Source organism: Vibrio crassostreae (genome assembly GCF_041439375.1).
GTDB classification, from domain to species: Bacteria; Pseudomonadota; Gammaproteobacteria; order Enterobacterales; family Vibrionaceae; genus Vibrio; species Vibrio crassostreae_D.
The window spans coordinates 1-26058 of record NZ_JBGONY010000066.1; the positions used below are offsets into that span (position 1 = coordinate 1).

The following is a 26058-nucleotide window of genomic DNA, read 5'->3' on the forward strand; positions in this document are numbered from 1 at the left end:
TCCCAGCCAAATATCCGTTCAGGTTCAAGCAATAATGCTTATCCGAACGGCATTACTTCCTAATGGAAGCCCTTTTTTAATGCGTGTCGTTCTCGCTGGTATGTCGAGCTGTACTTTATTGTGGAGGGAAGCAGACACCTGTGCCACCCAACCCGCAATACCCATTTGGATTTTTAGCTAGGTATTGCTGGTGGTAGGTTTCTGCGAAAAAATATTTTCCAGCAGGCAGAACTTCCGTCGTGATCTCGTTGCCTAAAGATTCAGTCATTGCTCGTTGATATTCACGTTTAGAGTGCTCAGCGATAGATTGTTGTTCTTCACTGAAGGTGTAAATCGCGGAACGGTATTGAGTCCCTAAATCGTTGCCTTGGCGCATTCCTTGAGTTGGGTCATGACGCTCCCAAAAGGTTTCAAGTATTCGAGCTAGAGAGGTTTGTTCACTATCAAATATGACACGAACGACTTCGGTATGGCCGGTTTGCCCAGTACATACTTGTTCATAAGTGGGGTTAGCTGTGTATCCGCCAGCGTAACCAACGGATGTTGAAATAACGCCATCCAATTGCCAAAACAAACGCTCAGCTCCCCAGAAGCATCCCATACCAAACAGGACTTCTTGTTGAGAGCCCGTAGGCGTATCGAGCAGGTCGGTTTGGTTAACGAAATGGCGCTCAGTGATTCGAATTGGGTCAGCATTTCCCGGTAGTGCGGTTGCTGCAGAAACCAGTTGTTGTTTGTTTAGCATGTTATATTCCTTTTCGCATACGTTTACCGCGCTGGCTTTTATTTACTGTGGGTTCATATTAACGGTTGGTCAAGATTGAATAAGTCTTTAAATTAGACCGTGTTATTCCAGGATTTATTACAGACTCAATGCTTTTTTAGCGGTATTATTTCTTTTCACTTATTAACGTATTGATAACTTCTTCACCCATTAAACATGATAAGAAAAACTTTACCAGTTCTGATTGGCACTCTACTGTCATCGACGCTCGCTTTCGCTGATGTTTCCCTTGAAATTAAAGGGCTGGATGGAGCGCTTGAGGATAATGTTGATGCTTATCTTAGTGCGATCCCTGAAGAAGAGTATTCGGTTTCATTAAGGTTCCAGTCTCGCTTGGAATCTATGATAAAAGAAGCCCTGAATGCGTTAGGCTACTACCAACCTATTATCACGTTTACTCACTCCGAAGATGATACCGAGTTGACCGTTACGGTTGAGGCGGGAGAGCCTGTTGTTATCTATACTTCCGATATCGTTCTGACTGGTGAAGCCAAAGATGATCCAGACTTTTTAGCCTTGATTGCCAAGAGTAAGTTGTCCAAAGGTTCGATTTTGAATCATGGTAATTATGACTCTTTGAAATCGTCGATACGCAACCTTGGTTTAGCGAAAGGCTATTTCGATGGGGCATATGCTCTCAGTAAGCTAGAAGTCGCCCCTGAATTAAACCGAGCTTATGTTCGTCTTCATTATAACAGTGGTATACGCTACCACTTTGGTACCACTCAGGTTACTGGTAGCCAGATTGAAGAAGATAAGGTGCAGTCACTCAAACCATTTGAGGATGGCGAACCTTACTCGATAACCAAAGTCGGTGAGTACAACCAAAACCTGTCCAATACGGATTGGTTTTCTTCTGTTTTTGTTGAACCTGATTTAAGCCAATTGGGCGAAGGCCGTGAAATTCCGATGAAGGTCAGCCTTGCTCCGCAAGCGCGTAACCAAATCGAAACAGGTATCGGTGTATCAACAGACCTTGGTGTAAAAGGCACCCTAAAATGGAAGAAACCTTGGGTTAACGAGAAAGGTCATAGCTTTAATAGTAGCCTGTCGATCTCCAAGCCCGAGCAGACGATTACCGCGACTTATAAAATCCCATTGGATGACGTGCTTAATGACTACTATCAAATTAAGTACGGTATGAAGAATTTGGATAATCGAGATACCAAAAGTTTGGAGTCAAACTTAGCCTTAGAAAGATATTGGCGTCTGGATAATGGCTGGCAACGTACTGTATTTATTCGATACTTGGTCGAAAACTATGAACAAGGTTTGCAAGATGACTTAGCGCAATTCGTGTTGCCGGGTATCTCTTTCTCGCGAACTCGAACGCGTGGTGGGTCGATGCCGATGTGGGGCGATAAACAAACCATTATGGTTGAGGCTGCTGATGACACCTTATTATCGGAAACTAAGGTGGTGCGTTTTCAAGGGCAAACAGCATGGATTCGCAGCATTGGTAATAATCACCGCGGTTTAACTCGCCTTCAATTCGGCGGTAACTTTGCCGACGAGTTTGAAAAGCTGTCTCCCTCTCTAAGATTCTTTGCTGGTGGTGATAATAGCATTCGTGGTTATGGCTATGAGTCTATCTCTCCTCGAGATGAAAGTGGCGCACTAACCGGCGCAAAATACATGGCAACCAGCTCGTTTGAATACCAATACCGCTTAGTTGGAAACTGGTGGGGTGCTGCATTCTACGATATTGGTGATGCATTCAATGATAAGCCAGAGTGGAAGCACGGCACCGGTGTCGGGGTGCGTTGGGCCTCTCCTGTAGGTCCTGTGAGTTTAGACTTTGCTTGGGGCCTAGATGCGAAGAAAGGCGATGAGTTCCAACTGCACTTTAGTTTAGGGCCTGAATTATGATTAACGTTGTGGGTAAGTGCATAAAATGGACTTCGATTTCATTGACGTCTATTTTGCTATTGTTGATAGCCTTGCTCGGTTTTGTTTTGTTCACCAATCCGGGGTTGAACACCGTGCTGTGGGGCGCTGAAAAAGCATTGCCACAACTTAAAGTGGAAAGTACTAAAGGCGCTCTTTTTCCAAGCTTTACGCTTAATAATGTCCAGTTCAAAGATGATAGCCTTCATATCGATACTAAGGTTCAAAAGCTGAACTTGGCTATTAATCCACGCTGTCTGCTCGATCCTAAGCTGTGTGTCGATCGTTTAGCTATTCAAGGGTTGAACTTCGCATTTACTGAATTACCGCCAGCTTCTACAGAAGAAGCAGAGCCTACACCGCCCGTAACATCGGTGAAAACACCACTACCAATAGTGATCAACCGTATTGCTTTGTCTGATATCAAACTGAATATCTTGGGGCATGAAATTGAATGGAGCTTGTTCTCCACAGCTCTGAGTATGCAGGGTGAAAAGCTGACGGTATCGCCAACCTTGTTCAATGACCTCAAAGTTAAGCTTGCTGAGTCGACAAAAGAACCGCAAACCGAAAAGGTAGAGCCAGAATCAACCGTTAAAACAGCGATCGAGCTGCCTGAAGTCTGGATTCCTTTACAGGTTGTACTGGAGCGTTTTGACCTCAACCGTTTCACCTTAGAACAAGAAACCCCAATTGTAGTGAACCACCTTGGGCTAGAAGCTCGAGCAGGTAAACATACGGTAGATGTTTCCACTCTAGACCTCGATATGCCACAAGCAAGCGCTAATCTTGCGGCTAAGGTTGAGCTTAAAGGTGGTTACCCATTAGATCTTTCTTTAGATGCTTTGGTGAAAGAAACCGACCTTGCTGGCCAGAAACTGTCGCTGAAGGCGCAAGGCAGCGTGGCTAAACTGCATCTAGATTCTCAGTTTTCTGAATCGATTGAGGCAAAACTGTCTGGGGATATTCAACCCCTAGAGCCAACTCTACCATTTGACCTTCTTTTAGAGGGAGGTAAAGCGCAATGGCCTCTTACCGGAAAAAGCGATTACCAAGCTGCAATTGATAAATTCAAAGCCAATGGCTCATTAGATGGTTTTAATGTGCAGCTCAAAGGCGAAGCTAATGGTAAGGATATTCCTGCGTTAGCCATCGACCTACAGGGTAAAGGTACCACTGAGCAGATTGAGCTCGAGCGTCTAAAGCTGAACACGCTAGGCGGTGAACTTAACGGTGTCGTTAAAGCGAACTGGAAGAGTCTCGTTAACTGGCAAGCTGACGTGACACTCAAAGATATTCAACCGGGCCTACAGTGGCCAGAAGCCGAGGGTAACATTAGCGGAAGCATAGTCACCTCGGGTGAGTTGACGGAAGCGGGCGGTTGGGCGATTGAGCTACCTAAGCTTGATATCGAGGGTATCTTGCGTGATTACCCGTTGGACATCGAAGGTCAGTTGTCAGCGTCGGATCGTAGTGCAAGTGGTGAGCCTAAACTGCAAACCAGCGGCTTGAGCTTGGCTCATGGTGTTAACTCGATTAAGGCACAGGGACAGCTTGATAAGCAATGGGATATGGGCGTTGATATTTACTTCCCTGAGCTGGTGAAAAGTGTTCCAGACTTGAAAGGACAAGTGATTGGTAACATCCAACTTAGCGGCCCCACGAAAGAGCCTGAAGTCGATCTTGCACTTAATGTTGATAAGGTCGATTGGAATAACGAAGCAACACTAGAATCCCTATCGCTTAATGGTTCGGTGGTTCCCCTACCATTGCCTGAAGCTCAAGCCGATCTTGTATTAAAAGCTAAGAACCTAACCTATCAAGATCAAAGCGTGGAAAGCATTGATCTTACGGTGAGTGGTGGCGAAAAGAAACACACAGTGACACTTGATGTGATATCCGACATCGTGTCGACTAGCTTGGCTATCTCTGGAGAATTGATTCAGAAGCCTTCTCTTATTTGGGATGGCTCGTTAGACAGAGTCAAAATCACCACTCAGCAGGGGCCTTGGGTATTAGACCAGCCTGTCGCGATAAAGGTGGATGTCGATAAGCAGTTTGCCGACGTTCAAGCTCACTGTTGGAAACAATCTAGTTCGAGTGTGTGTCTGGATGAGGATATCCGCGCCGGAAAATCAGGTGAGGCCAAGATTGCAATCAACCAGTTCGACTTCGAGCAGATCAAAGCCTTTGTTCCTAAAGAGACGCAACTGCAAGGTTTAGTGAATGTTAAAGCTCATGCCAAGTGGTCTGAACAAGGTGAGCCTGAGGTTACGGTAAGCGTTGATATGCCGAAAGGTCAGGTTGTTCAACAAGTTGGCGAGCCAATCACACTGGGTTGGGAAAGTGTTGCATTGAATGCCCAGCTAAAAGACAACAAACTGGATGCCGATTTTAATTTGGATGTTTCCGACAATGGTGATCTGTCTGGAACGGTGTCGCTACCGGATATTCTTGTCGAAGACAAAATGGTCGATGCTGCAATTAAGCTGACCACGTTCCACCTCGATTTCTTGCAACCAATCCTAGGTGAGTACAGCCTATTGAAAGCCGACCTTGAGAGTGATCTTCAAGTTAAAGGCTCTTTGATGCACCCTCAAGTTTTTGGTCAGTTCTCGGTTGATGGTATTCAAGTCAAAGGCGATGTGACGCCTGTTGATGTGAAAGATGGCCGTATCGCTCTCGACTTTGATGGTTATAGTGCAAAACTGGATGCGAATGTAGAAACGCCTGACGGTCATCTTGATATTGAGGGAACCGGAGATTGGCAAGATCTTAAAGCATGGCACTCTAACGTTAGAGTTTTTGCCGATGAGTTGATGGTTGATATCCCGCCGATGGTCAAGGTTAAGGTCGTACCTGATATGACCATTGATGTCACGCCCGAGCTGGCAAAAATTACGGGTGACATAGCACTACCATGGGGACGAATTGTGGTAGAAGACTTACCACCGTTAGCGGTTGGTGTGTCTTCCGATCAGGTGATATTGAACAAAGATCTTGAGCCTGAAAGTGAAGATACGATCCCATTCAATGTGATGACCAATATTAATATCTCCATTGGTGATGACTTTAAATTGTCTGCCTTCGGTCTTGAAGGCGACTTGGTTGGTAAGCTCAATGTAGCTCAAAAAGACCAAGGCCCATTCATCACGGGTGAAGTGAATATCGTCGATGGTACTTACCAATCATTCGGGCAAGACCTGTTGATCGAAGAGGGCAAGATCCTAATGAACGGCCCACCGGATCAGCCATACGTAGCGATTAATGCGATACGTAACCCTGATAATACTCAAGACGATGTAACTGCCGGTATTCGTGTGACAGGCCCTGCAACAGAGCCGACTATCGAAATTTATTCTGACCCTGCGATGCCGCAAGCTAACGCGCTTTCTTATATTCTACGTGGTCAAGATATCGATGGTGAATCGAATGGTTCGATGACGACTACCCTAATTGGCTTGAGCTTGGCGAAGAGCGGTAAGGTTGTCGGTGAAATCGGTGAGGCATTTGGTGTGCAGGACTTACAACTGGATACTGCTGGTTCCGGGGATGACTCACAAGTAACGGTAAGTGGCTACATTCTCCCTGGCTTACAGGTGAAGTATGGCGTGGGGATCTTTAACTCGTTAGGTGAGTTTACCGTTCGTTATCGATTGATGCAGGATCTCTATGTAGAAGCTGTATCAGGTTTAGACAGTGCTGTGGATCTTCTCTATCAATTTGAGTTTGAGTAAAGCAATTTGAATAGAGCCGTTTAAGTTCGAGTGGTTAATGTTTTAGCCATTCATTGAAGTGTAAATATGAATGGTTTGTGGAGGGGGGATGCAAAACCTTGTTTTTGTCTATGGGACCTTAAGGCAAAGTCAGTCCAATCACCACTATTTGAAAGGCTGTGATTTCTTGGGGCGGTTTGATACACCCGATGAATATGCTCTTTTTGACTTAGGCGAGTATCCGGCGATGATTTTTGGAAAGAAAAGTGTTGTTGGTGAGGTCTATTTAGTTAACGACGAAGTTTTGGCGTCGCTTGATCGGCTAGAAGGTGTTCCGGTTGAGTATCGTCGTGAGCAAATAGAGACTATATTTGGATTAGCATGGGTATATTTGTATCAGCTTGATCTAACCGCTAAAAAAGAAATACTTTCGGGTGACTGGTGTAAGCGGAACAACCCGCTGTAGTGAATGAACTAATGAAAGCTTTCTGACGTAATAGCTAAAAGTCTCAATCTACAGGCTAATCTTTTCCATCAGGAGGAAATTATGAAATATCTATTATTGGTGCTATCAGTAATGTTATTTGGTTGTGCACAAACTCCGCCACCAACGTCAATGAACACGACCGATTGGCAGAGCTTTGGTGAAGAAATGGCACTGAAAGGTAAAACTAAGCAAACAGAAGCAAGTTTGGCTGAAGCTGCGTCTTCACCATCAATTGATGCAGACTTGTATGCCGCTTATGGCCAAGGGTATGAAATTGGTAAAACTCAGTATTGTTCCCAAAATCCACGTGCGCTAGGACGTCGCGGCGAGACTTACCTTGGAATTTGCGATGATATTGATAAATGGTTCCGCTTCAACTATGAACGAGGTGCTGAATCGAAATTTGATATTCGATAATCCAGTAAAAAGTTAACGCGGTGACCAATAAAAAGCCAGCATTTAGATGCTGGCTTTTTTAATGACGTTAATTTAATAAATAAACGAATGGCTTAGTCTGGGTTAAGCTCAAGAAACTCTTCTACTTTTTTTACCATGCTCTTCGAACCGACAAAGAAAGGTACACGTTGGTGTAGCTCTGTTGGTTTGATATCCATGATGCGTTGGGCACCATCGGAGGCGATACCACCGGCTTGCTCCATGATGAAGGCTATTGGGTTGCACTCATACAATAGACGCAGCTTACCTTGAGGATGGCTTTCTGTACTTGGGTAAAGGTAGATGCCGCCTTTAAGTAGGTTACGGTGAAAATCAGATACAAGAGAACCAATGTAGCGGGAAGTGTAAGGACGATTATCACTTGGTTCGCTTTCCTGACAGTATTTGATGTACTTCTTAACACCTGTAGGGAAACGAATGTAGTTACCTTCGTTGATTGAGTAAATCTTACCTTCGTCAGGGATCATCATATTTTCATGAGACAGGCAGAAGGTACCCAGTGATGGGTCGTAGGTGAAGCCATTTACGCCAGCACCAGTTGTGTATACCAGCATGGTTGAAGAGCCGTAAATCACGTAACCAGCAGCTACTTGCTTATGCCCTGGTTGTAGGAAATCTTCTTGTGTTGGTGGAGTACCAATCGGTGATACTCGGCGGTAGATTGAGAAAATTGTACCAACCGATACATTCACATCGATGTTTGAAGAACCATCAAGTGGATCCATCAGTACAACGTATTTTGCGTTTTTGTTGAGCTCTTTATTGAAGGCAACGGCTTCGTCTTCTTCTTCACTCGCGACACCACAAACTTGATCTCGAGCTTCAAGTGCGGCTTTAAATTTGTCGTTAGCATACAGGTCTAGCTTTTGTTGCTCTTCACCTTGAACGTTGTCTGTACCAACAGCGCCAGTAATATCGACAAGACCTGCCTTGTTAATTTCGCGGTTAACAATTTTTGCAGCAAGACGAATTGATGACAAAAGGGATGATAGATCACCGCTTGCATGGGGGAAGTCATTTTGTTTTGCAACAATGAACTCACCAAGGGTGCGCATCTCAGACATGTTATTTCCTTAAACTTCTCTGAATATTAGGGGGGGATTTGAGCACTATAGAATTGGCCTCTTATATGGGCTTTATTCATCTAGACGCTTACCTAAATTCTAAAGGCTAGATCTTTTTAATGGTAATGAACTAAGCGACACAGATCTCACTTACTATGTCGACTAAATTTGTTTTGCATTGCCGCTCGCTTTTAACCGCCATTTAATGATAATGAGTGCAAGCCGTTTTAATTAGGCACCGTTTATTTAGCCCAGCGTTTGGAAGCAATTTATGCATATTCATATCTTAGGAATTTGTGGCACCTTCATGGGTGGTGCTGCGGTATTGGCTCGTCAACTAGGTCACAAGGTTACCGGTAGTGACGCGAATGTTTATCCTCCAATGAGTACTTTGTTGGAATCTCAAGGGATCGAAATTATTGAAGGTTTCGACCCTAGCCAGCTAGAACCAAGGCCGGATCTCGTGGTTATAGGTAATGCGATGAGCCGCGGTAACCCATGCGTAGAGTATGTCTTGGATAACAACCTTCGATACACCTCTGGTCCACAGTGGTTGCAAGAGTTCTTGCTGCATGACCGTTGGGTTCTGGCGGTGTCCGGTACTCATGGTAAAACCACGACATCAAGCATGCTGGCTTGGATCTTGGAAGACTGTGGTTATGCTCCGGGCTTCTTAGTTGGCGGTGTGTTGGGTAACTTTGGTATCTCTGCTCGCCTTGGTGAAAGCATGTTCTTTGTGGTAGAAGCCGACGAATACGACAGTGCTTTTTTCGATAAACGATCTAAGTTCGTTCATTACCACCCAAGAACCTTGGTGATGAATAACCTAGAGTTCGATCATGCGGACATCTTTGACGATCTTGAAGCGATTAAGCGTCAATTCCATCATTTGGTGCGTACAGTGCCTAGCAATGGCCGTATTTTCTCACCTAAGCAAGACGCTGCTATTCAAGATGTTCTAGCTCGCGGTTGCTGGAGTGAAACTGAATCGAGTGGCGAGCAAGGCGACTGGGATGCCAAGAAGCTCGTCAAAGATGGTTCTCAATTTGAGGTCTACTTCCAAGGCGAATGTGTTGGAACGGTAGATTGGGATTTAGTGGGCGACCACAACGTAAATAATGCTTTGATGGCGATAGCTGCTGCACGACACGTAGGTGTGACTCCAGACCTCGCTTGTGAATCACTAGCTACTTTCATTAACACTAAGCGCCGCTTGGAGTTTAAAGGCGAGGTGGCAGGTGTTTCTGTTTATGACGATTTTGCTCATCACCCAACGGCGATTGAACTTACGCTAGGCGGGTTACGTAATAAGGTCGACACTAAGAAGATCATTGCCGTTTTAGAGCCTCGTTCTGCCACCATGAAACGTGGTGTGCACAAAGAAACCCTGGCTGATTCGTTGAAGCAGGCGGATTCTACCTACTTATTCCAACCGGATAACATTGATTGGTCGGTTCAAGATGTTGCAGACGCTTGTCACCAACCTGCACACGTGAGTGATGACATGGATGCATTCGTTGCTAAAATTGTCTCAGAGGCACAAGCGGGCGACCAAATCTTGGTAATGAGTAATGGTGGCTTTGGTGGTATTCACCAAAAACTGTTGGATGGATTGGCACTCAAAGGCTAACGGCATCCACGACCTTATAATTTGAAGTAATTGAGAACATGACAAAACACGATAAAGCGATAACTCTTGCTTTCACTGGCGCATCCGGTGCGCCTTATGGCCTGCGTTTACTTGAATGCCTTTTGGCGGCCGATTATCAGGTCTATTTGCTGATTTCATCGGCAGCGCGAGTGGTATTGGCGACCGAGCATGAGCTTAAGTTACCTGCTGGACCGGATGCGGCGAAACAAGCTTTAGTTAAACACCTTGGCTGCGACCCTGAAAAGCTGGTGGTGTGTGGCAAAGACGACTGGTTCTCGCCGGTTGCCTCTGGTTCAGCAGCGCCGAAGCAGATGGTCGTTTGTCCATGTTCAGCGGGAAGCTTGGCTTCGATTGCACATGGCTTGTCGGATAACCTGATTGAGCGAGCAGCAGACGTGGTCATGAAAGAGCGAGGTCAACTGTTGTTGGTGGTTCGCGAGACGCCATTTTCGACGCTTCATCTAGAGAACATGCACAAGCTTTCGACCATGGGCGTGACGATCATGCCTGCGGCTCCGGGTTTTTATCATCAACCTAAGTCAATTGAAGATCTGGTCGACTTTATGGTGGCGCGTATTCTTGATCATCTTGGTATCGAACAAGGTTTAGTGCCACGTTGGGGCTACGATCAACGTAATTGATCCAAACTTGATAGCTTATTGTTAAAAATCAAATTACAATTCTGAACACTCATCGGGGAGCGAACCATTCAAATAATGAATGCGAGCTGAGATCAAGCAGATGCTTGGGACCCGTAAACCTGAACCAGATAATGCTGGCGTAGGAATTGAGTTAGGAACAACCTCTACCGTTCTCCTCCCTCAAACCTGTGCCGCTCAGACCATGGAGAGCGTCCAGTGAAATTCACATTAACTACCCTTGCTGTTACTACAGCGATCTCTTTTTCTGCCGTAGCTGCAGACAATACTCTAACTGTATATACCTATGATTCTTTTGCTGCGGATTGGGGCCCTCGTCCTGCCGTTGAAAAAGCATTTGAAGAAAAGTGTGGCTGTGATGTGAATTTTGTCGCGCTAGAAGATGGCGTTTCTATCCTGAACCGTTTACGTCTTGAAGGGGGCAACAGCAAAGCCGATATCTTGCTAGGTCTCGACAACAACCTTATGGCTGAAGCGAAAGCGACGGGCTTATTGGCTGAGCATAATGTTGATACTTCATCAGTAACGCTTCCTAATGGTTGGAACGATAGCACTTTTGTTCCCTATGACTTTGGCTACTTTGCTTTTGTTTACAACAAAGAGAAATTGGCAAACCCGCCGAAGAGCTTGAAAGAGCTGGTTGAGCTGCGAGATGATCTCAAGGTTATCTACCAAGACCCACGTACATCAACACCAGGCCAAGGCATGATGCTTTGGATGAAGTCGGTATACGGTGATGAAGCGACAGCAGCATGGAAGAAGCTTGCTCAGAAAACTGTGACTGTAACCAAAGGTTGGTCTGAAGCTTATTCTATGTTCCTAGAAGGTGAGTCGGATTTAGTGTTGTCTTACACAACCTCTCCGGCTTACCACATTATTGCTGAGAGCGATTCTAAGTACGCAGCAGCAAGCTTCGAAGAAGGGCATTACACTCAAGTTGAAGTGGCCGCTAAAGTTAAAGGCAGCAAGAACGAGAAACTTGCTGATGATTTTATGGCGTTTATCCTAAGTGATGAATTCCAATCGGCGATGCCAACAGGCAACTGGATGTACCCAGTGACCGATATTGAGCTTCCAAAAGGGTTCGAGCAACTTACGGTTCCTCAGAAAGCGCTAAGCTTCACGCCTGAAGAAATTGCCGCTAAGCGTAAGCCATGGATTCGTGAATGGCAGAGTGCACTTACTTTCTAACTTACTTTAAAAAATAGGCTTTCTGTATTTAAAAGTTCGTTCGATATACTTTGAGTGAACTGTTTACGGTAAAAAATCAATTTATGATAAAGAAAACACCTAAGGTTGGGATTTGGGTTGCGATACTCATTACCGCCTTCGTGGTTTCAGCAGTTGGGGCATTGCTTAGCAATGCCCCTTCTCTTGATATCAGCCAAGTATGGTCCGATCCCTACTATTGGCATGTAACGAAATTCAGCTTTTATCAAGCGACACTCTCAACAACGCTGAGTGTTGGCTTTGCTATACCTATTGCTCATGCGCTATGTCGCAGACAATTTTTTGGACGAGCTTTGTTGTTAAGGCTGTTCGCGTCGACCTTAGTCCTGCCCGTGTTAGTCGGTGTATTTGGCTTACTTGCTATCTATGGTAATAGTGGTTGGTTAGCTAAGTTTTTGGCGAACTTCGACATTGAATTGCCATTCTCTATCTATGGATTGAATGGCATTTTGCTGGCGCACGTTTTCTTTAACTTGCCCTATGCCAGTCGCTTACTTTTACAAGCCTTAGATACCGTGCCTGCCGAGCAACACAAGCTTTGTGCTCACTTGGGTATGAGTCATTGGAACAAATTCAGATGGGTTGAATGGCCACGTTTAAGACAGCAATTGCCTCATGTGTGTGGCTTAGTCTTTATGCTGTGCTTTACCAGCTTTGCTACCGTGATGGCACTAGGCGGTGGACCTAAATCAACCACTATCGAGCTCGCTATTTATCAGGCCATTAAATTCGACTTTGACCTGCAGGCAGGTGCCTTACTCGCGATATGGCAAATGCTGCTGTGTGGTGTGCTAGCGGTCAGCATTCAACGTCTATCGAAACCTATTTCTGTGACGGCCAGTCAGTTGGCGGAAGATAAATATTTGGTTAAGGACAGCTGGTGGTCAAAAGCTTGGGACAGCTTCTGGATCATCATAGTCTCAATGCTGGTATTGCCGCCATTAGCTATGGTTATCGTCAGTGGTATTAACTCGCAAGCACTGACAGTACTTAGCAGTGAGCCGTTTTGGGCGGCATTAATGACCTCGGTTAAAGTCGCGTCATTAGCAAGTGTAATCGCGGTTGGTATTGGTATCGCCATACTGCTGACTAGCCGAGCATGGCGCTTACAGAATAAGAATTTTAGAGCCGACAAAATTGAATTGATTGGCACTATTATCTTAGTGACTCCGGGGCTAGTGATCAGTACGGGTATCTTCTTATTACTGCGTTCATTCACCGATGTTTTCAGTTTAGCTTTCTTTATCGTGATTGCAGTCAACAGCTTAATGGCGCTGCCTTACGTAATTAAAACCTTGGCTCAGCCTATGCTGCACCTTTCTCAGCAGTATCAGTATGTGTGTGCCAGCTTAGGAATGACAGGATTCACTCGCTTTAGGCTGGTGGAGTGGCGAGCACTGCGTAAACCTATGGCGCAAGCCTTCTCAATCAGCTTTATGTTGGCGATGGGCGACTTAAGTGCGATTGCCTTATTTGGTAGCCAAGACTTTAGAACTCTGCCTTTGTACCTATTCCAGTTATTAGGCAGCTATCAAATGGAAGCGGCTGCTGTGGTGTCAGTGAGCTTGCTGTTACTGAGTGTCGGCAGTTTTAGCTTGATTGAATTTTTATTTACTCGAAGCTCAAAGCTAAAGAGTTGAGGAACCGATGATGTTAGTGATGAAAGATGTGGACTACCACTATCACAGAGAGTTATTTAGCTTTGATTTTCAAGCTGAGCAGGGCGATATTGTTGCGCTTATGGGGCCGAGTGGCGCTGGTAAATCTACACTGTTGGCGCTAGTTGCTGGGTTCATCGAGCCTACATCGGGTGAGATCTCAGTGGCAGGGCAATCGCTTATTGGTAAAGAGGCACACCAACGCCCGTTGGCGATGTTGTTTCAAGAGCACAACCTGTTTGCTCACCTTACGGTGCGAGAAAATATTGGCTTAGGTCTGCATCCTGGTTTGAAGCTTACCGCAACCCAAAAGCAAGCGGTGGAGCAAGCTGCTGCTCAAGTAGGCGTCGCTGAGTATTTGGATAGGTTACCTGAGCACTTATCAGGCGGTCAGCGTCAGCGTGTGGCGTTGGCGCGTTGTTTTGTTCAGCCTCATGATATTTGGCTGTTGGATGAGCCTTTCTCTGCGCTGGATCCTTTGCTGCGGGAAGAGATGCTTAGCTTAGTGAAGCGATTAGCGGCAGAGCGAAATATTACGGTTTTGATGGTGACTCACCATTTAGGTGACGCACGCAGTATCGCGAATAAGTTTGTTTTTGTGGCGCTAGGTAAGGTGTTGGTTGAAGACTCGATAGAGGCACTGACGGCGGATCATCCACAGCCAGAGTTAAGCTCATTTGTTAAAGCGGGTGAGTGACGACTCATCACTCCTGTTTAAGATCTCTGATATTGAGCGCGTCAAAAACAAAAAGACCTAGCATGCGCTAGGTCTTTTATTCACTCTATGAGTAAAGCGAGATAACGATTAGTCTTCTAGCTTTAGCTCTTTTAAGATTTGGAAGATCTCACGAGAAGACTTTGCAGGCTTGTTCGCTGATTTCTCTTTGTTAGCTTGGCGAGCTAGCTGACGAAGACGTTGACGGTCTGCTTCAGGGTACATTTCCATGACTTCTGAAATAGCCGCATCACCTTCAGCAACAACACGATCACGCAGTTGCTCAAGCTTATGTAGCTCAGCTGTTGCTTGTGAGTGTTTGTTACGTACTTTATCCAAAGCCGCTTGAATTGGCTCAGGATCGACATTGCGCATTACTTTACCAATGTATTGAAGTTGACGACGCTTCGCTTCATTTTTAAAGCGTTGTGCATCTTTAATCGCTTGTGCCAAATCTTCAGACAGCGGAAATTTGTCTAATACAGAAGGCTTTAGACCAACAAGCTCTTCTCCCAGCTTTTGCAGGGCATCCATGTCCGTTTTCATTTCTGTCTTACTTACCCAGATGATTTCTTCTTCTGGTTCCCATGGGGCTTTTTGGTTTTTGCGAGCCATCTTTTCTGCCTATGTCACTATCTCAAACGAATATATTGCCTATTTTAGCAAGAATCTTGGGGAGAAAGCGAAATTCTTGTTATCCTACGTAATATTGACCTAAAAAATTAGAATAGATATGGATGTAAAACAGCAAGTCGCCCAGCAAAGAGTTGAGCTAGAAGCCGCAGTAGCTAAAGCGTTGGATATGGCATCAGTGAGTGCAGACGCAGCTGAAGTCGCTATTACTAAGTCAACGGGTTTAAGTGTTTCAACACGTATGTGTAAAGTGGAAAACGTTGAATTTAATAGTGATGGTGCGCTAGGTATTACTGTTTATCGCGGCCAGAAAAAAGGCAGCGCATCTACATCTGATCTGAGTGAAAAGGCCATTGCTCAAACAGTCGCGGCTGCGCTTGATATCGCTCAGTACACGTCTGAAGACCCATTTGCAGGTCCTGCAGCAAAAGAATACATGGTAAAAGAAATTCCAGACTTGGATCTTTTTCACCCTGATGAACCAAACCCTGACTATGCCGCTGAGATTGCGATTGCTGCTGAGAAGCAAGCGTTAGCTTATAGCGACAAGATCAAACAGAGTGATGGCGCAAGCTACGACAGTCACTACGGCGTTAAGGTTTATGGTAACAGCCATGGCTTACTAGCAAGCTACGCTTCAAGTCGCCATAGCACGAGCTGCTGTGTGATTGGACAAGGCGCTAACGGTGAAATGGAGCGAGACTACAGCTATACCGTTGCACGTCACCGTGACGAACTGTGGACGCCTGAGCGTGTAGGTCAAGAAGCTGCAGAAAAGACCATTAGCCGTTTGGATGCGAAAAAGCTACCAACAGGCCAATACCCAATTATGTTCGCTAACGATGTTGCGACTGGCTTGATTGGTCACCTTGTGATGGCGATCAGTGGCGGTAACCTTTACCGCAAGTCGTCATTCTTATTGGATCACTTAGGTCAGAAAATCCTACCTGACTGGTTTAACATTTCTGAGCGACCACATATCCTGCGTGGTTTGGCTTCAAGCCCATTCGATAGCGAAGGTGTGTTCACTCAAGATCGTGAAATCATCACTGACGGTGTGCTAGCAACTTACCTACTAACGAGCTATGCCGCACGTAAAATGGATATGACGCCAACCGGTCATGCTGGTGGTATTCATAACTGGTTCGTTAAATCGACCGGTCAAAACTTTGAGCAGATGCTAAAAGAGTTGGGTACTGGCTTCTTAGTCACTGAAGTGATGGGGCAAGGCGTAAACACAGTAACAGGCGATTACTCTCGTGGCGCTGCAGGTTTCTGGGTTGAGAACGGAGAGATCCAATACCCAGTATCGGAAGTGACGATTGCGGGTAACCTAAAAGATATGTTTAATCAGATCGTTGCAGTCGGTAACGATGTTGAAACGCGTTCACAGATTCAAACGGGTTCTATCTTGCTTGAGTCGATGAAAGTCGCGGGCGAGTAATTCAATTAAAGCTAATCTGATGAATTAAAAAAGGGAGCCGATGGCTCCCTTTTTGTTTTCTGTATTTAGCCTAAAATTGGCTAGCTGCTTCTGCTAACTAGATCAGTATGGTCGCTAAGCCTAAGAACACCGATAGGCCAATAACATCAGTAACTGTTGTGAGTGCCATACCACCTGCCAATGCCGGGTCGATATTCATCTTTTTCAGCATCACAGGGATGGTTACACCGGCAATACCCGCGACAATCAAGTTGGTCATCATCGCTGCTGAGATGATGCCTCCCAGTATCCAGTTACCTTTCCAAGCTACAACGATACCACCAATGATAACGGCCCATAGAACGCCGTTGAGGAAGCCGATGGCTGCTTCTTTGAGTAGTAGTTCGCGTTTGTTACTGTCACCGATATGACCGAGTGCCAAACCACGAATCACCAGAGCAACGGTTTGGTTACCCGCAACACCACCCATCGAAGGTACAATGGTCATCAGTACTGCAATCGCTGCCATTTGGTCGAGCGTTGCTTCAAACATATTCGATACCGATGCTGCAGCAAGTGCCGCGAGTACGTTAGCACCAAGCCACACACTACGACGACGAGCGGATTTTACGACTGGTGCGAAGGTATCTTCGTCATCGTCCATACCCGCCATACTCATCATTGAGTGCTCGGCATCTTCACGGATAACATCAACCACGTCATCGATGGTGATACGACCAACAAGGTGTTGATTGCTATCGACTACTGGCGCTGAAACCCAATTACGACGTTCGAACAGGCTCGCAATATCGGAAGCGCTGGTTTCAACCGCGATCGCTTCGTCGGCATCCTCCATCACTTCGGAAACTGCCACATCAGGCTGAGTCGTTACCAGTGTGGTAAGCGATAGGTTACCGATAAGACGTTCTTCTTCATCAATAACATACAGAGCGTCAGTTGCATCGGGCAGTTCGCCACGCATACGCATATAACGCAAAACAACGTCAACATCGACATCACCACGAATCGTGATTACGTCGGTATTCATGATCGCACCCGCTGAATCCTCAGGGTACGACAGGGCAGTTTCAACTAATGCACGATCGACGGAGTCCATTTGAGAAAGGACTTCGCGAGAAACATCGTCGGGTAGGCTTCGAAGTACGTACGCGACGTCATCGGTTTCCATACCTTCTGTTGCTTCTGCTAAGGTCTCCGGTGCCATTTTCGACACAAGAGCATCTTTGACGTCTTCGTTTAGTTCATCAAGAATTTCACCGTAGTCTTCAGGATCGGTGAGTTGCCAGAGTACGTCACGACTTTTGCGAGGGGAGGCTTCTAAAAGGTGTGCAATATCCTCAGGTTCCATGTCCTGAAGTTGTCGGCGTACGTGAACAAATCGGCCGTTTTCTAGGGCTTCGCTGACTTCTTGGAGGGTTTGGTGAGCTTGGTCGAATTCTAATTGCTCTGCCATATTTTCCTCCTATCTCATTATTCTAACAATGGTTGGAATAGTAACTTAATTCTGGGGCTTATTTAAATCATAAACTTAGATAGAACTAAGATTTAATATTGGTTGGTTCGTTGTTTGAGTCTTAGGCGTTGTGAGTGAAGCGGTTTCGCTACTCACCCTCATCAAACTTGTCTTCAATGAGATGACAGACGGCATCCAGTGCTTGCTGTGAGTCGGTGCCTGCAGCTTGAATAGTAATATGTTGCCCTTGCGCTGATTCCAGCATAAGTAGCCCCATTACGCTGTCTGCTGTCGCTGTTTTGTCTTCTTCGCTATGGATAGTGATGGTTGCATCAAAGCTCTGTGCAAGCTCAACCAGCTTTACAGCTGCTCTAGCGTGAAGACCCAAGCGATTTTGGATCAGTACAGTTCGAGTTAATTCCATGGTTAGCCCTGTTGGTGCTTCTCTAGGGAGGCGTGTCTGATTTGGACTTGATGGCCAAGTTGCTCGAAGTACTCACCAATTTTCTGAGTTAGATAAACCGAGCGGTGTTTACCGCCAGTACAGCCAATCGCGACCGTTAGGTAACTGCGATTGTTCTTCTCTAACATTGGTAACCACTGTTCAACAAAGCCTTGGATCTGTTGCTTGAGTTCAATAACTTCTGCGTGTTTTTCAAGAAAAGAGTGAATTGGTGCATCTAGCCCAGTTAGTGGTCGTAGTGCGGGTTCCCAGTGGGGGTTCGGCAAAAAGCGAACATCAAACACGTAGTCGGCATCACTTGGTAGGCCATACTTAAAACCGAAAGATTGAAAGACGATGATCAGCTCTTGCTTCTCTTTGCCTTCAACTTTAAAACGAACCTTTTCACTCAATTCGTAGAGGTTGCAGTCGCTACTGTCAATCACAATGCATGCTTGCTCTGAGAGAGGTGTTAGGAGTGTCTTCTCTAAATCAATCGCTTGCTCAAGAGAGAGCTTTTCTTGGCCGATCGATAAAGGGTGAATTCTACGTGTTTCGCTGTAGCGCTTGAGTAACGTCTGCTTGCTTGCATCTAGGAACAAGACGTTCACATCAATATTAGTGGCAGACTCTAGCTGTTCTAGCATCTCTGTAACTAATTGAGGCTCTTTCGGTAGGTTACGAATATCAATGCTAACCGCGACGTTTTGATTGATCTCACGTACCGATTCGACAAAGTCGTTGAGCAGGTTTACTGGCAGGTTATCGACGCAGTAATACCCCAAGTCTTCAAGGACTCGTAGCGCAACACTTTTACCGGCCCCAGATTGGCCACTCACAACGATTAACCGCATGTTATTGCTCGCAAGTTGGCACTTGAATCATGATGTCGTAAAGCTCTTGATCGCTTTGAGCATTACGCAACTGTTTCAGAGTCTGCTTATCGTTTAGTCGCTCTGCCATACAAGAAAGGGTTTTTAGGTGCTCCTTACATTGTTCACTTGGAACAAGCAGGGCAAATAGTAGGTCGACAGGACGATTATCAATCGCATCAAATTCGATGGGATCTTGGCATTGCAGTAATACAGCAATCGCTTTATCACTGACATTCATACGAGCGTGGGGAATAGCAATGCCATTACCAATGCCTGTACTGCCCATTTTTTCACGGCTCAACATGCACTCAAACAGTTCTGTTGAATCTTGACCACAGCTTTCTGCTGCGATCTGACTGATGAGCTCAAGGGCTCTTTTTTTGCTTGTGCATTGGACTGCACTTTTGGTGCAGTCCAATGAAAGTACTTCGCTTAATTGCATGTTAGTGACTACTTAGCTTTTCTTTGTGCTTGTTGAGTTGGCGGACGAGTTTATCAACCAACGAATCAATCGCGGCATACATGCTTTCATCTGTTGCTGTCGCATGGATTTCCCCCTGATTTATATGCAGGGTAGCTTCTGCGATTTGATTGATTTTCTCAACTTTTAAAACAACCTGTACGCTATTGATATGATCAAAGAAGCGTTCAAGTTTGTCGAATTTGGTGTGAACATAGTCTTGCATTGAATCGGTAAGATCAACGTGATGGCCTTGAATATTGATTTGCATAGACTTTCCTTTTCAGTTGGTTGCCTGATTATAGCAGCTGAGTAAATAGCGACTAAATGAGCTTATAGCAGGCGTTTACGCTGACTCGATGGGGCAATGCCCAGAGACTCACGGTATTTCGCTATGGTACGTCTAGCTACCTGAATTCCTTGGTCAGCCAGTAAAGCAGCAATCTTACTATCACTTAGAGGCTTCGCGGTGTTTTCCGCTGCGACAAGCTTCTTAATGAGTGCGCGAATTGCTGTAGATGAACATTCACCGCCATTGTCAGTGCTGACATGGCTTGAGAAAAAGTATTTGAGTTCGAAGATTCCACGTGGTGTGTGCATGAATTTTTGAGTCGTCACACGAGAGATCGTGGATTCGTGCATATCAACAGCTAACGCAACATCATTCAGAACCATTGGCTTCATCGCTTCTTCGCCATGTTCGAAGAAATCACGTTGATGTTCAACAATGCATCGCGCAACTTTGAGTAGCGTCTCATTTCGACTCTCTAGGCTTTTAATTAGCCACTTTGCTTCTTGCAAATTTGAGCGGATGTATTGATTGTCGGCGCTGTTGCCTTTACTACCCAGATCAGCGTACTGCTGATTTACTTTCAGTTTAGGCACGCTATCAGGGTTAATGGTCACTAACCATTTACCAAGGTCTTTGAAGACAGATACATCCGGGACCACATACTCAGTTTCATCCGGAGTAATCTTACTGCCAGGGCGAGGGTCCAGCTGTTGAATAAGCTGCAAAACTTCACGTAGTTCTGCTTCTTTCAACTTGGTTTCTTTGATAACCAATTTGTAATCACGGTTACCAAGTTGGTCAATATGGCTAGTAAGTACTAACTTAGCTTCGTTGAGCCAAGGCGTATCTTGAGGGAAGGTTGCCAGTTGCAGTAATAAGCAATCTTGCAGATTGACTGAACCGACACCTAGCGGGTCAAACTGTTGAATTCGTTTACGTACGGCTTCAATTTCATCAAGCTCGATCTCTTCGTTATCGAAGTTTTCAAGGATGTCTTCACAAGACACAGTGAGGTAGCCATAGTCGTCGATGGCGTCAATTAGCGCGAAAGCAATGCTTCGGTCAGTATCTGTGAAGGGGGTTAGATCGAGTTGCCAAAGTAGGTAATCGTGCAGGCTTTGAGTGGTTTCACCTTGGTAAACAGGCATGTCGTCATCAACTGCAATACCTGTATTACCGGTGTTTGCGCTGTAGACGTCTTCCCAAGTTGTGTCGATTTCGAGTTCGTTGCCAATCTCTGATTTTTCGATTAAGTCTGAGCTATCAGGTAAGTCTTGCTCTGTGGCTTCAACGGTTTCTTTTTCGTCACTGCTAGGTTTTTCTTCCGATGTTGGCGTGTCTTCATTGCCTTCTTCGACATCGAGTAGTGGGTTAGATTCAAGTGCTTCTTGAATCTCTTGTTGCAAATCTAAAGTAGACAATTGCAACAAACGAATCGCTTGCTGCAATTGAGGAGTCATTGCTAACTGTTGGCCTAGCTTAAGTTGTAATGAGGGTTTCATTCAGTGTGACTTACCTAGTTATTATTCTTAGAACTCTCGATACTCTCTATATAATCATAGACGGAATTGTTCGCCTAGATAAACTTGTTTAACTTGTTCGTTATTGAGAACATCTTCAGGAGTACCTTCAGCGATTAGGTGTCCTTGGCTTACGATGTAAGCTTTTTCACATACGTCTAGTGTTTCACGAACGTTGTGGTCGGTAATCAAAACGCCCAAGCCACGATCGCGTAGGTGAACAATGATTTTTTTGATATCGATAACCGAGATCGGGTCAACACCAGCGAACGGTTCATCCAGCAGAATGAACTGCGGGTTTGCTGCTAGTGCGCGAGCAATCTCAACACGACGACGCTCACCACCCGACAGAGCCATACCATTACTGGTGCGGATATGTTGGATGTGGAATTCTTCAAGCAGGTCTTCCAACTTATCTTGACGCTGTTCATTGGTCATCTCATCACGGGTTTGTAATACTGCCATGATGTTGTTCTCAACTGACAACTTACGGAAAATCGATGCTTCTTGTGGCAGATAACCGATACCAAGACGAGAGCGACTGTGCATTGGCAAGATACTGATGTCTCGGTCATCAATGCTGATGGTGCCCTCATCACGCGCAACCAGACCAACAATCATATAAAACGATGTGGTTTTACCTGCACCGTTAGGCCCAAGCAGACCAACGATCTGGCCTGACTCTACCTGCAAGCTTACATCGGTAACAACTTTGCGCTTGCTGTAGGTTTTCGCTAGGTTTTTTGCTTTAAGAACAGCCATCGTTACTTATTCACTTCCGTTGGTTGTAAAACCGTTGACACTCGTTTGTTTTCACCACTGTCAGCGACTAATTTCTGAGAACCGATCTGGTAAGTGATCTTAGAGCCGCGAATGATACTGCCATCTTGAGATAGCATCGCATTCTTGGTCATGATCAGTTTGTCGGCAACAAGCTGGTAATGCAGGTCGTCAGCTTCACCGTAGAGTGTCTTACCATCGTCAGTAAGCTGAGAGAAGGTTGCTGGCTTACCGAAGCCTTGAATTTCTTCAATCTCGCCGTTTACGGCGTTGCGGGTAACAATAACCTTATCGGCATTGATATTGATGCTGCCTTGTTTAAGGTTTACATCACCAAGAAAGGTTACTTGATTACTTTTCATATCCAATTGCTGGCTGTCTGAGTCAATGTAGACAGGTTGCTCGCTATCCGAAGAAAGGGCATAGACATTTGGTGCCGCAAGGGTCAAAGCGAATAAACTAAGGTGTAAGAGTTTCATATCTACCTTGAACAGAATTAAAGAGGGTTGCATTGTTGGTACCGAAGTTACCTTTCATTGCTTGTCCCTCAGTTTCAAAAAATGTACCGATCATATGGACCGGAGTCTCTGAATAAAAATCTCGGCTAGGCAGCTCAACAACCATTTTATCTGTAGTCATTGTATCGAAGCTGGCTTCTGGCAATAGGTTCTTTGCCACGACGTTGTCATAAAAAGTGACAACTTGATTCTCATCCATAATCGCGCGATCAGCGGTGACTTGCCATTCAATCGTGTGTCCTTCTCGGAATACCGAAAGAACCGGATTTTGAAAGTGCGTATCGCCAACCACTGAGTAATGTTCTAAATACGTCGATTCAACCTGATAGCTACGAATACCGCTTTCGTCATAGCTAATGTTGTTTAGGCTTTTGCCACTAAACGCGGGCAGCTCCAAATTTGGAGCTACTTGTATCGTTGATGTTTGCTCTTTGTCGTACAGGTAATAGGTCGACCAAGAGGCAATAAATATTAGTATTAAATAGATAATACGAGTAAAACTCATATGCTTAAACCTTTATGCACGTCGAGTTCATTTCTTGCTTGTAAAATAAGGTCGCAAACTTCACGTACCGCACCATGACCACCGTTAATGGTTGTCACGTAGTTTGCTCGCTTTGCAAGTAGCGGGTGACCATCTGCTACACAGACCTTCAAGCCAACTTTTTCCATCACAGGCCAGTCGATCAGATCGTCGCCGATGTAACCTGTGTTTTCAGGATTTACAGAAAGCTTATCGCAAATATCCTGGTATGCCTTAACTTTATCTTCTTGGCCTTGATAAATCAGCTTGATGCCTAGAGCATTCATTCGATTCTCAACAATTTGAGATTTACGACCAGTGATGATCGCGATTTCAATGCCTGCGTTCATCAGTGATTTAATGCCGTAACCGTCACGAGTGTGAAAGGTCTTCAGCTCTTCACCGTTGTTGCCCATGTAGATGCGACCATCAGAGAAAACACCATCGACATCGCAAATTAGCAGTTTGATCTCTTTTGCTACTGCGAATACATCAGTATCTACTGTGCCGTATAAGGTTTCGACTGTCTGTGTCATTACATTACTCCTGCTTTCAGTAAGTCATGCATGTTTAAGGCTCCAACGAGCTTACCTTCATGGCATAACATCAGACCATTGATGCTTTTAGCTTGCATCAGGTTTAATCCCTCTACTGCGAGCATGTTTGGTTCTGCTACCGTCGGGTTAAGTGTCATCACGTCGCCGATCTGTGTGTTATGGATATCAACGCGCTTGTCTAGGATTCGGCGCAAATCACCATCGGTAAAAATACCGGCCATTTGGCCATCTTCACCAACGATGGCAGTCATGCCCAAGCCTTTTTGAGATATCTCTAATAGAGCATCTCGTACTAGCGCTTCTGGTGCAACAACAGGGAGTGCATCACCTGTGTGCATGATGTCGTCTAGTTTTAACAGCAGTTGACGACCTAAAGCGCCACCTGGATGAGACAATGCAAAGTCTTGAGCGGTAAAGCCGCGAGCCTGCAAAAGTGCAACGGCTAATGCATCACCCATAACCAAAGTCGCCGTGGTACTGGTTGTTGGCGCTAAGCCCAGTGGACACGCTTCTTCCGGTACTGAAATTTGTAAATGGATATCAGACAAGGTCGCCATGTTTGATGCTGGCTTACCTGTCATGCTGATGATCTTGATGTTCAGGCGCTTTAATACCGGGAATAGGCTGAGGATTTCTCCCGATTCGCCTGAGTTGGATATTGCGATCACAATATCGCCAGGTTCGATCATGCCTAAGTCGCCATGCGCCGCTTCACCTGGGTGTACAAAGAAAGCCGATGTCCCGGTACTTGCCAATGTGGCTGCGATTTTGTTGCCAATGTGGCCTGATTTACCCATGCCCATCACAACGACTTTGCCTTTGTTGTTCAGGATTAGGTCGCAAGCTTTACAAAAATCATCATTAAAATATTGGTCTAATTGAGTGAGACCTGCAACTTCGGTTTCCAAAACTTGTTTTGCAACGCTGCGGTAATCAAATGGCTGAGACATCAAATACTCCAAGTACGGGAAGTTAAATCAACAATTAAGCCGACATGTTCATTAGTAGGTAACTTTGGTAGGCCACAAACGTGATAATTAACACGCCGCCTTCAATACGATTCACGCTACGAGATTTTCCTAGTGCCATAACAACAAGCAGTAGCGATACGCCTAGCATTACCCAGAAGTCACGACCCATAGCGAACTCGCTCAAGATCGAAGGGTTTAGGATGCCCGGGATACCCATAACAGCAAGGATGTTGAATACGTTTGAGCCAATGATATTACCCACGGCCATATCATCTTCACCCTTCATAATACCAGCAAGTGATGCGGCAAGCTCAGGCAGACTAGTACCTACGGCAATGATAGTTAGACCAATGACAAGATCACTCATGCCAAAATATTTCGCGATGATTACCGCATTATCTACCAGCATATCAGCAGCCAAAGGCAGGATGATCAAGCCAATCACGACCCACATTGCGGCTTTAGGGTTGCTTACACCCTCTGGGATTTCTGATTCTTGTTCATCAAGGAAAGCATCGCCGTTCTTTTTCTCGCTGCGGCTGATTTGCAACATAGCAAACAAAAACGCGGCAAAAAGAACAAATAACAACACGCCTTCATAGAAGCCTAAATGGTTATCCCACAATAGGGCGCCCGCTAGTAGAGTGACACCGATCATTAATGGTAGTTCACGACGAATCACGCCTGAGCTAATCGATAACGGCTTGATAAGGGCTGTAATACCTAAAATCAGCGCGATGTTGGCGATGTTAGAGCCCAGTACGTTGCCTACAGCTGTATCTGTTTTGCCATCAAGGGCTGCTGTCGCAGAAACCATCATTTCAGGAGCCGAAGACCCCATTGCTAAGATCGTCATACCGATAACTAGTGGTGAGATACCGAAGTTGCGAGCAAGAGCAGCGGCACCGTAAACCAGCTTATCTGCACTCCACACCAAAAAACCTAGACCGATAATAAGAAACGCAATCGCTTCAAGCATGATGATTCCTAAAAAATTAATAAAAACGGAGAATTAACCGCTAATTTTGACCTGTTGCTAGATAAAAGGGAAGTCACTCGGCAAATTAATTACCAGTTAGCTGGCAAGAAAGAGAGCTCAATAGATAATTTTCTAATGCTTTCAAATCCCTGCATAGATTCCTGTTTAATATGAATTAATTGAACAGTGCTTTTAATTCTAAAGTAGACTCATTATTATTGCAGCCATAATTGGCGTTTTTTAAAGCAAGTGATCCGCACCAGCAGTTTTGGACACTGAGTTAAGTGAGTACAATCACTAATGA

At 45.3% G+C, this 26058-nt stretch carries 25 protein-coding genes and 1 riboswitch; of the genes, 10 read left to right on the forward strand and 15 right to left on the reverse strand.

Annotated features, from left to right (window positions below):
- Nucleotides 1–115: 115 nt before the first annotated feature.
- Complete coding sequence (gene msrA, locus ACED45_RS20320; protein ID WP_146489828.1) at nucleotides 116–745, reverse strand: peptide-methionine (S)-S-oxide reductase MsrA; 630 nt, start codon at nucleotides 743–745, stop codon at nucleotides 116–118.
- Between the two features lie 195 nt (nucleotides 746–940).
- Between msrA and tamA the strand changes: the two genes are divergently transcribed.
- The 4 genes from tamA (at nucleotide 941) to ACED45_RS20340 (ending at nucleotide 7291) form a co-directional block, all read left to right on the forward strand.
- Nucleotides 941–2653: an autotransporter assembly complex protein TamA gene (gene tamA / locus ACED45_RS20325; RefSeq protein WP_146489827.1), complete on the forward strand. Its 1713-nt coding sequence runs from the start codon at nucleotides 941–943 to the stop codon at nucleotides 2651–2653.
- On the forward strand, nucleotides 2650–6408 hold the full coding sequence (tamB, locus tag ACED45_RS20330) for an autotransporter assembly complex protein TamB (RefSeq protein ID WP_371714884.1): 3759 nt from the start codon (nucleotides 2650–2652) through the stop codon (nucleotides 6406–6408). The genes tamA and tamB overlap by 4 nt, the downstream gene beginning before the upstream one ends.
- Before the next feature lie 88 nt (nucleotides 6409–6496).
- Nucleotides 6497–6853 (forward strand): gamma-glutamylcyclotransferase family protein, encoded by a 357-nt coding sequence (locus tag ACED45_RS20335; protein ID WP_060983524.1) that lies wholly within the window; start codon nucleotides 6497–6499, stop codon nucleotides 6851–6853.
- An 81-nt stretch (nucleotides 6854–6934) separates the two neighbouring features.
- A complete protein-coding gene (locus tag ACED45_RS20340; RefSeq protein WP_060983523.1) occupies nucleotides 6935–7291 on the forward strand; it encodes a DUF2799 domain-containing protein in 357 nt (118 codons plus the stop codon).
- A gap of 92 nt (nucleotides 7292–7383) precedes the next feature.
- On the opposite strand, the gene fbp is transcribed toward ACED45_RS20340, so the two are convergent.
- Complete coding sequence (gene fbp, locus ACED45_RS20345) at nucleotides 7384–8394, reverse strand: class 1 fructose-bisphosphatase (RefSeq protein WP_060983522.1); 1011 nt, start codon at nucleotides 8392–8394, stop codon at nucleotides 7384–7386.
- A gap of 271 nt (nucleotides 8395–8665) precedes the next feature.
- Between fbp and mpl the strand changes: the two genes are divergently transcribed.
- The 5 genes from mpl (at nucleotide 8666) to thiQ (ending at nucleotide 14289) form a co-directional block, all read left to right on the forward strand.
- Entirely contained in the window at nucleotides 8666–10024 is a 1359-nt protein-coding gene (gene mpl / locus ACED45_RS20350; RefSeq protein WP_371714885.1) for a UDP-N-acetylmuramate:L-alanyl-gamma-D-glutamyl-meso-diaminopimelate ligase, read from the forward strand.
- Between the two features lie 38 nt (nucleotides 10025–10062).
- Nucleotides 10063–10686 carry a flavin prenyltransferase UbiX gene (locus tag ACED45_RS20355; protein WP_016787846.1) on the forward strand — a complete coding sequence of 208 codons (624 nt, stop codon included), beginning with the start codon at nucleotides 10063–10065 and terminating at the stop codon, nucleotides 10684–10686.
- Between the two features lie 43 nt (nucleotides 10687–10729).
- Nucleotides 10730–10849: riboswitch (TPP riboswitch) on the forward strand.
- A 53-nt stretch (nucleotides 10850–10902) separates the two neighbouring features.
- The gene (thiB, locus tag ACED45_RS20360; protein WP_371714886.1) at nucleotides 10903–11895 is read left to right on the forward strand and encodes a thiamine ABC transporter substrate binding subunit; all 993 of its coding nucleotides are present in this window, start codon (nucleotides 10903–10905) and stop codon (nucleotides 11893–11895) included.
- A gap of 83 nt (nucleotides 11896–11978) precedes the next feature.
- On the forward strand, nucleotides 11979–13574 hold the full coding sequence (thiP, locus tag ACED45_RS20365; RefSeq protein WP_061019137.1) for a thiamine/thiamine pyrophosphate ABC transporter permease ThiP: 1596 nt from the start codon (nucleotides 11979–11981) through the stop codon (nucleotides 13572–13574).
- A gap of 10 nt (nucleotides 13575–13584) precedes the next feature.
- A complete protein-coding gene (gene thiQ, locus ACED45_RS20370; protein ID WP_050654134.1) occupies nucleotides 13585–14289 on the forward strand; it encodes a thiamine ABC transporter ATP-binding protein in 705 nt (234 codons plus the stop codon).
- A gap of 108 nt (nucleotides 14290–14397) precedes the next feature.
- On the opposite strand, the gene yjgA is transcribed toward thiQ, so the two are convergent.
- Entirely contained in the window at nucleotides 14398–14922 is a 525-nt protein-coding gene (gene yjgA / locus ACED45_RS20375) for a ribosome biogenesis factor YjgA (protein WP_017058909.1), read from the reverse strand.
- Between the two features lie 118 nt (nucleotides 14923–15040).
- Between yjgA and pmbA the strand changes: the two genes are divergently transcribed.
- The gene (gene pmbA, locus ACED45_RS20380; protein ID WP_371714887.1) at nucleotides 15041–16384 is read left to right on the forward strand and encodes a metalloprotease PmbA; all 1344 of its coding nucleotides are present in this window, start codon (nucleotides 15041–15043) and stop codon (nucleotides 16382–16384) included.
- Nucleotides 16385–16481: 97 nt separating this feature from the next.
- On the opposite strand, the gene mgtE is transcribed toward pmbA, so the two are convergent.
- From mgtE to ACED45_RS20440, 12 genes are all read right to left on the reverse strand, one after another.
- The gene (mgtE, locus tag ACED45_RS20385) at nucleotides 16482–17837 is read right to left on the reverse strand and encodes a magnesium transporter (protein ID WP_048605905.1); all 1356 of its coding nucleotides are present in this window, start codon (nucleotides 17835–17837) and stop codon (nucleotides 16482–16484) included.
- Between the two features lie 148 nt (nucleotides 17838–17985).
- Nucleotides 17986–18261: an HPr family phosphocarrier protein gene (locus ACED45_RS20390; RefSeq protein WP_017066670.1), complete on the reverse strand. Its 276-nt coding sequence runs from the start codon at nucleotides 18259–18261 to the stop codon at nucleotides 17986–17988.
- 2 nt (nucleotides 18262–18263) lie between these two features.
- Complete coding sequence (gene rapZ / locus ACED45_RS20395) at nucleotides 18264–19133, reverse strand: RNase adapter RapZ (protein WP_371714888.1); 870 nt, start codon at nucleotides 19131–19133, stop codon at nucleotides 18264–18266.
- Nucleotide 19134: 1 nt separating this feature from the next.
- A complete protein-coding gene (ptsN, locus tag ACED45_RS20400; protein WP_004738707.1) occupies nucleotides 19135–19596 on the reverse strand; it encodes a PTS IIA-like nitrogen regulatory protein PtsN in 462 nt (153 codons plus the stop codon).
- A 1-nt stretch (nucleotide 19597) separates the two neighbouring features.
- A complete protein-coding gene (gene hpf / locus ACED45_RS20405; RefSeq protein WP_009847742.1) occupies nucleotides 19598–19885 on the reverse strand; it encodes a ribosome hibernation promoting factor in 288 nt (95 codons plus the stop codon).
- Between the two features lie 62 nt (nucleotides 19886–19947).
- Nucleotides 19948–21408 (reverse strand): RNA polymerase factor sigma-54, encoded by a 1461-nt coding sequence (locus tag ACED45_RS20410; protein ID WP_132764302.1) that lies wholly within the window; start codon nucleotides 21406–21408, stop codon nucleotides 19948–19950.
- Between the two features lie 54 nt (nucleotides 21409–21462).
- Nucleotides 21463–22188 (reverse strand): LPS export ABC transporter ATP-binding protein, encoded by a 726-nt coding sequence (lptB, locus tag ACED45_RS20415; protein WP_004735304.1) that lies wholly within the window; start codon nucleotides 22186–22188, stop codon nucleotides 21463–21465.
- 2 nt (nucleotides 22189–22190) lie between these two features.
- The gene (gene lptA, locus ACED45_RS20420; protein ID WP_004735305.1) at nucleotides 22191–22685 is read right to left on the reverse strand and encodes a lipopolysaccharide transport periplasmic protein LptA; all 495 of its coding nucleotides are present in this window, start codon (nucleotides 22683–22685) and stop codon (nucleotides 22191–22193) included.
- Nucleotides 22666–23229 carry an LPS export ABC transporter periplasmic protein LptC gene (gene lptC / locus ACED45_RS20425; protein ID WP_004735306.1) on the reverse strand — a complete coding sequence of 188 codons (564 nt, stop codon included), beginning with the start codon at nucleotides 23227–23229 and terminating at the stop codon, nucleotides 22666–22668. The genes lptA and lptC overlap by 20 nt, the downstream gene beginning before the upstream one ends.
- The gene (kdsC, locus tag ACED45_RS20430) at nucleotides 23226–23783 is read right to left on the reverse strand and encodes a 3-deoxy-manno-octulosonate-8-phosphatase KdsC (protein ID WP_371714889.1); all 558 of its coding nucleotides are present in this window, start codon (nucleotides 23781–23783) and stop codon (nucleotides 23226–23228) included. The genes lptC and kdsC overlap by 4 nt, the downstream gene beginning before the upstream one ends.
- Nucleotides 23783–24754 (reverse strand): arabinose-5-phosphate isomerase KdsD, encoded by a 972-nt coding sequence (kdsD, locus tag ACED45_RS20435; protein ID WP_371714890.1) that lies wholly within the window; start codon nucleotides 24752–24754, stop codon nucleotides 23783–23785. The genes kdsC and kdsD overlap by 1 nt, the downstream gene beginning before the upstream one ends.
- A 34-nt stretch (nucleotides 24755–24788) precedes the next feature.
- Entirely contained in the window at nucleotides 24789–25754 is a 966-nt protein-coding gene (locus tag ACED45_RS20440) for a calcium/sodium antiporter (RefSeq protein WP_371714891.1), read from the reverse strand.
- Between the last annotated feature and the right edge of the window lie 304 nt (nucleotides 25755–26058).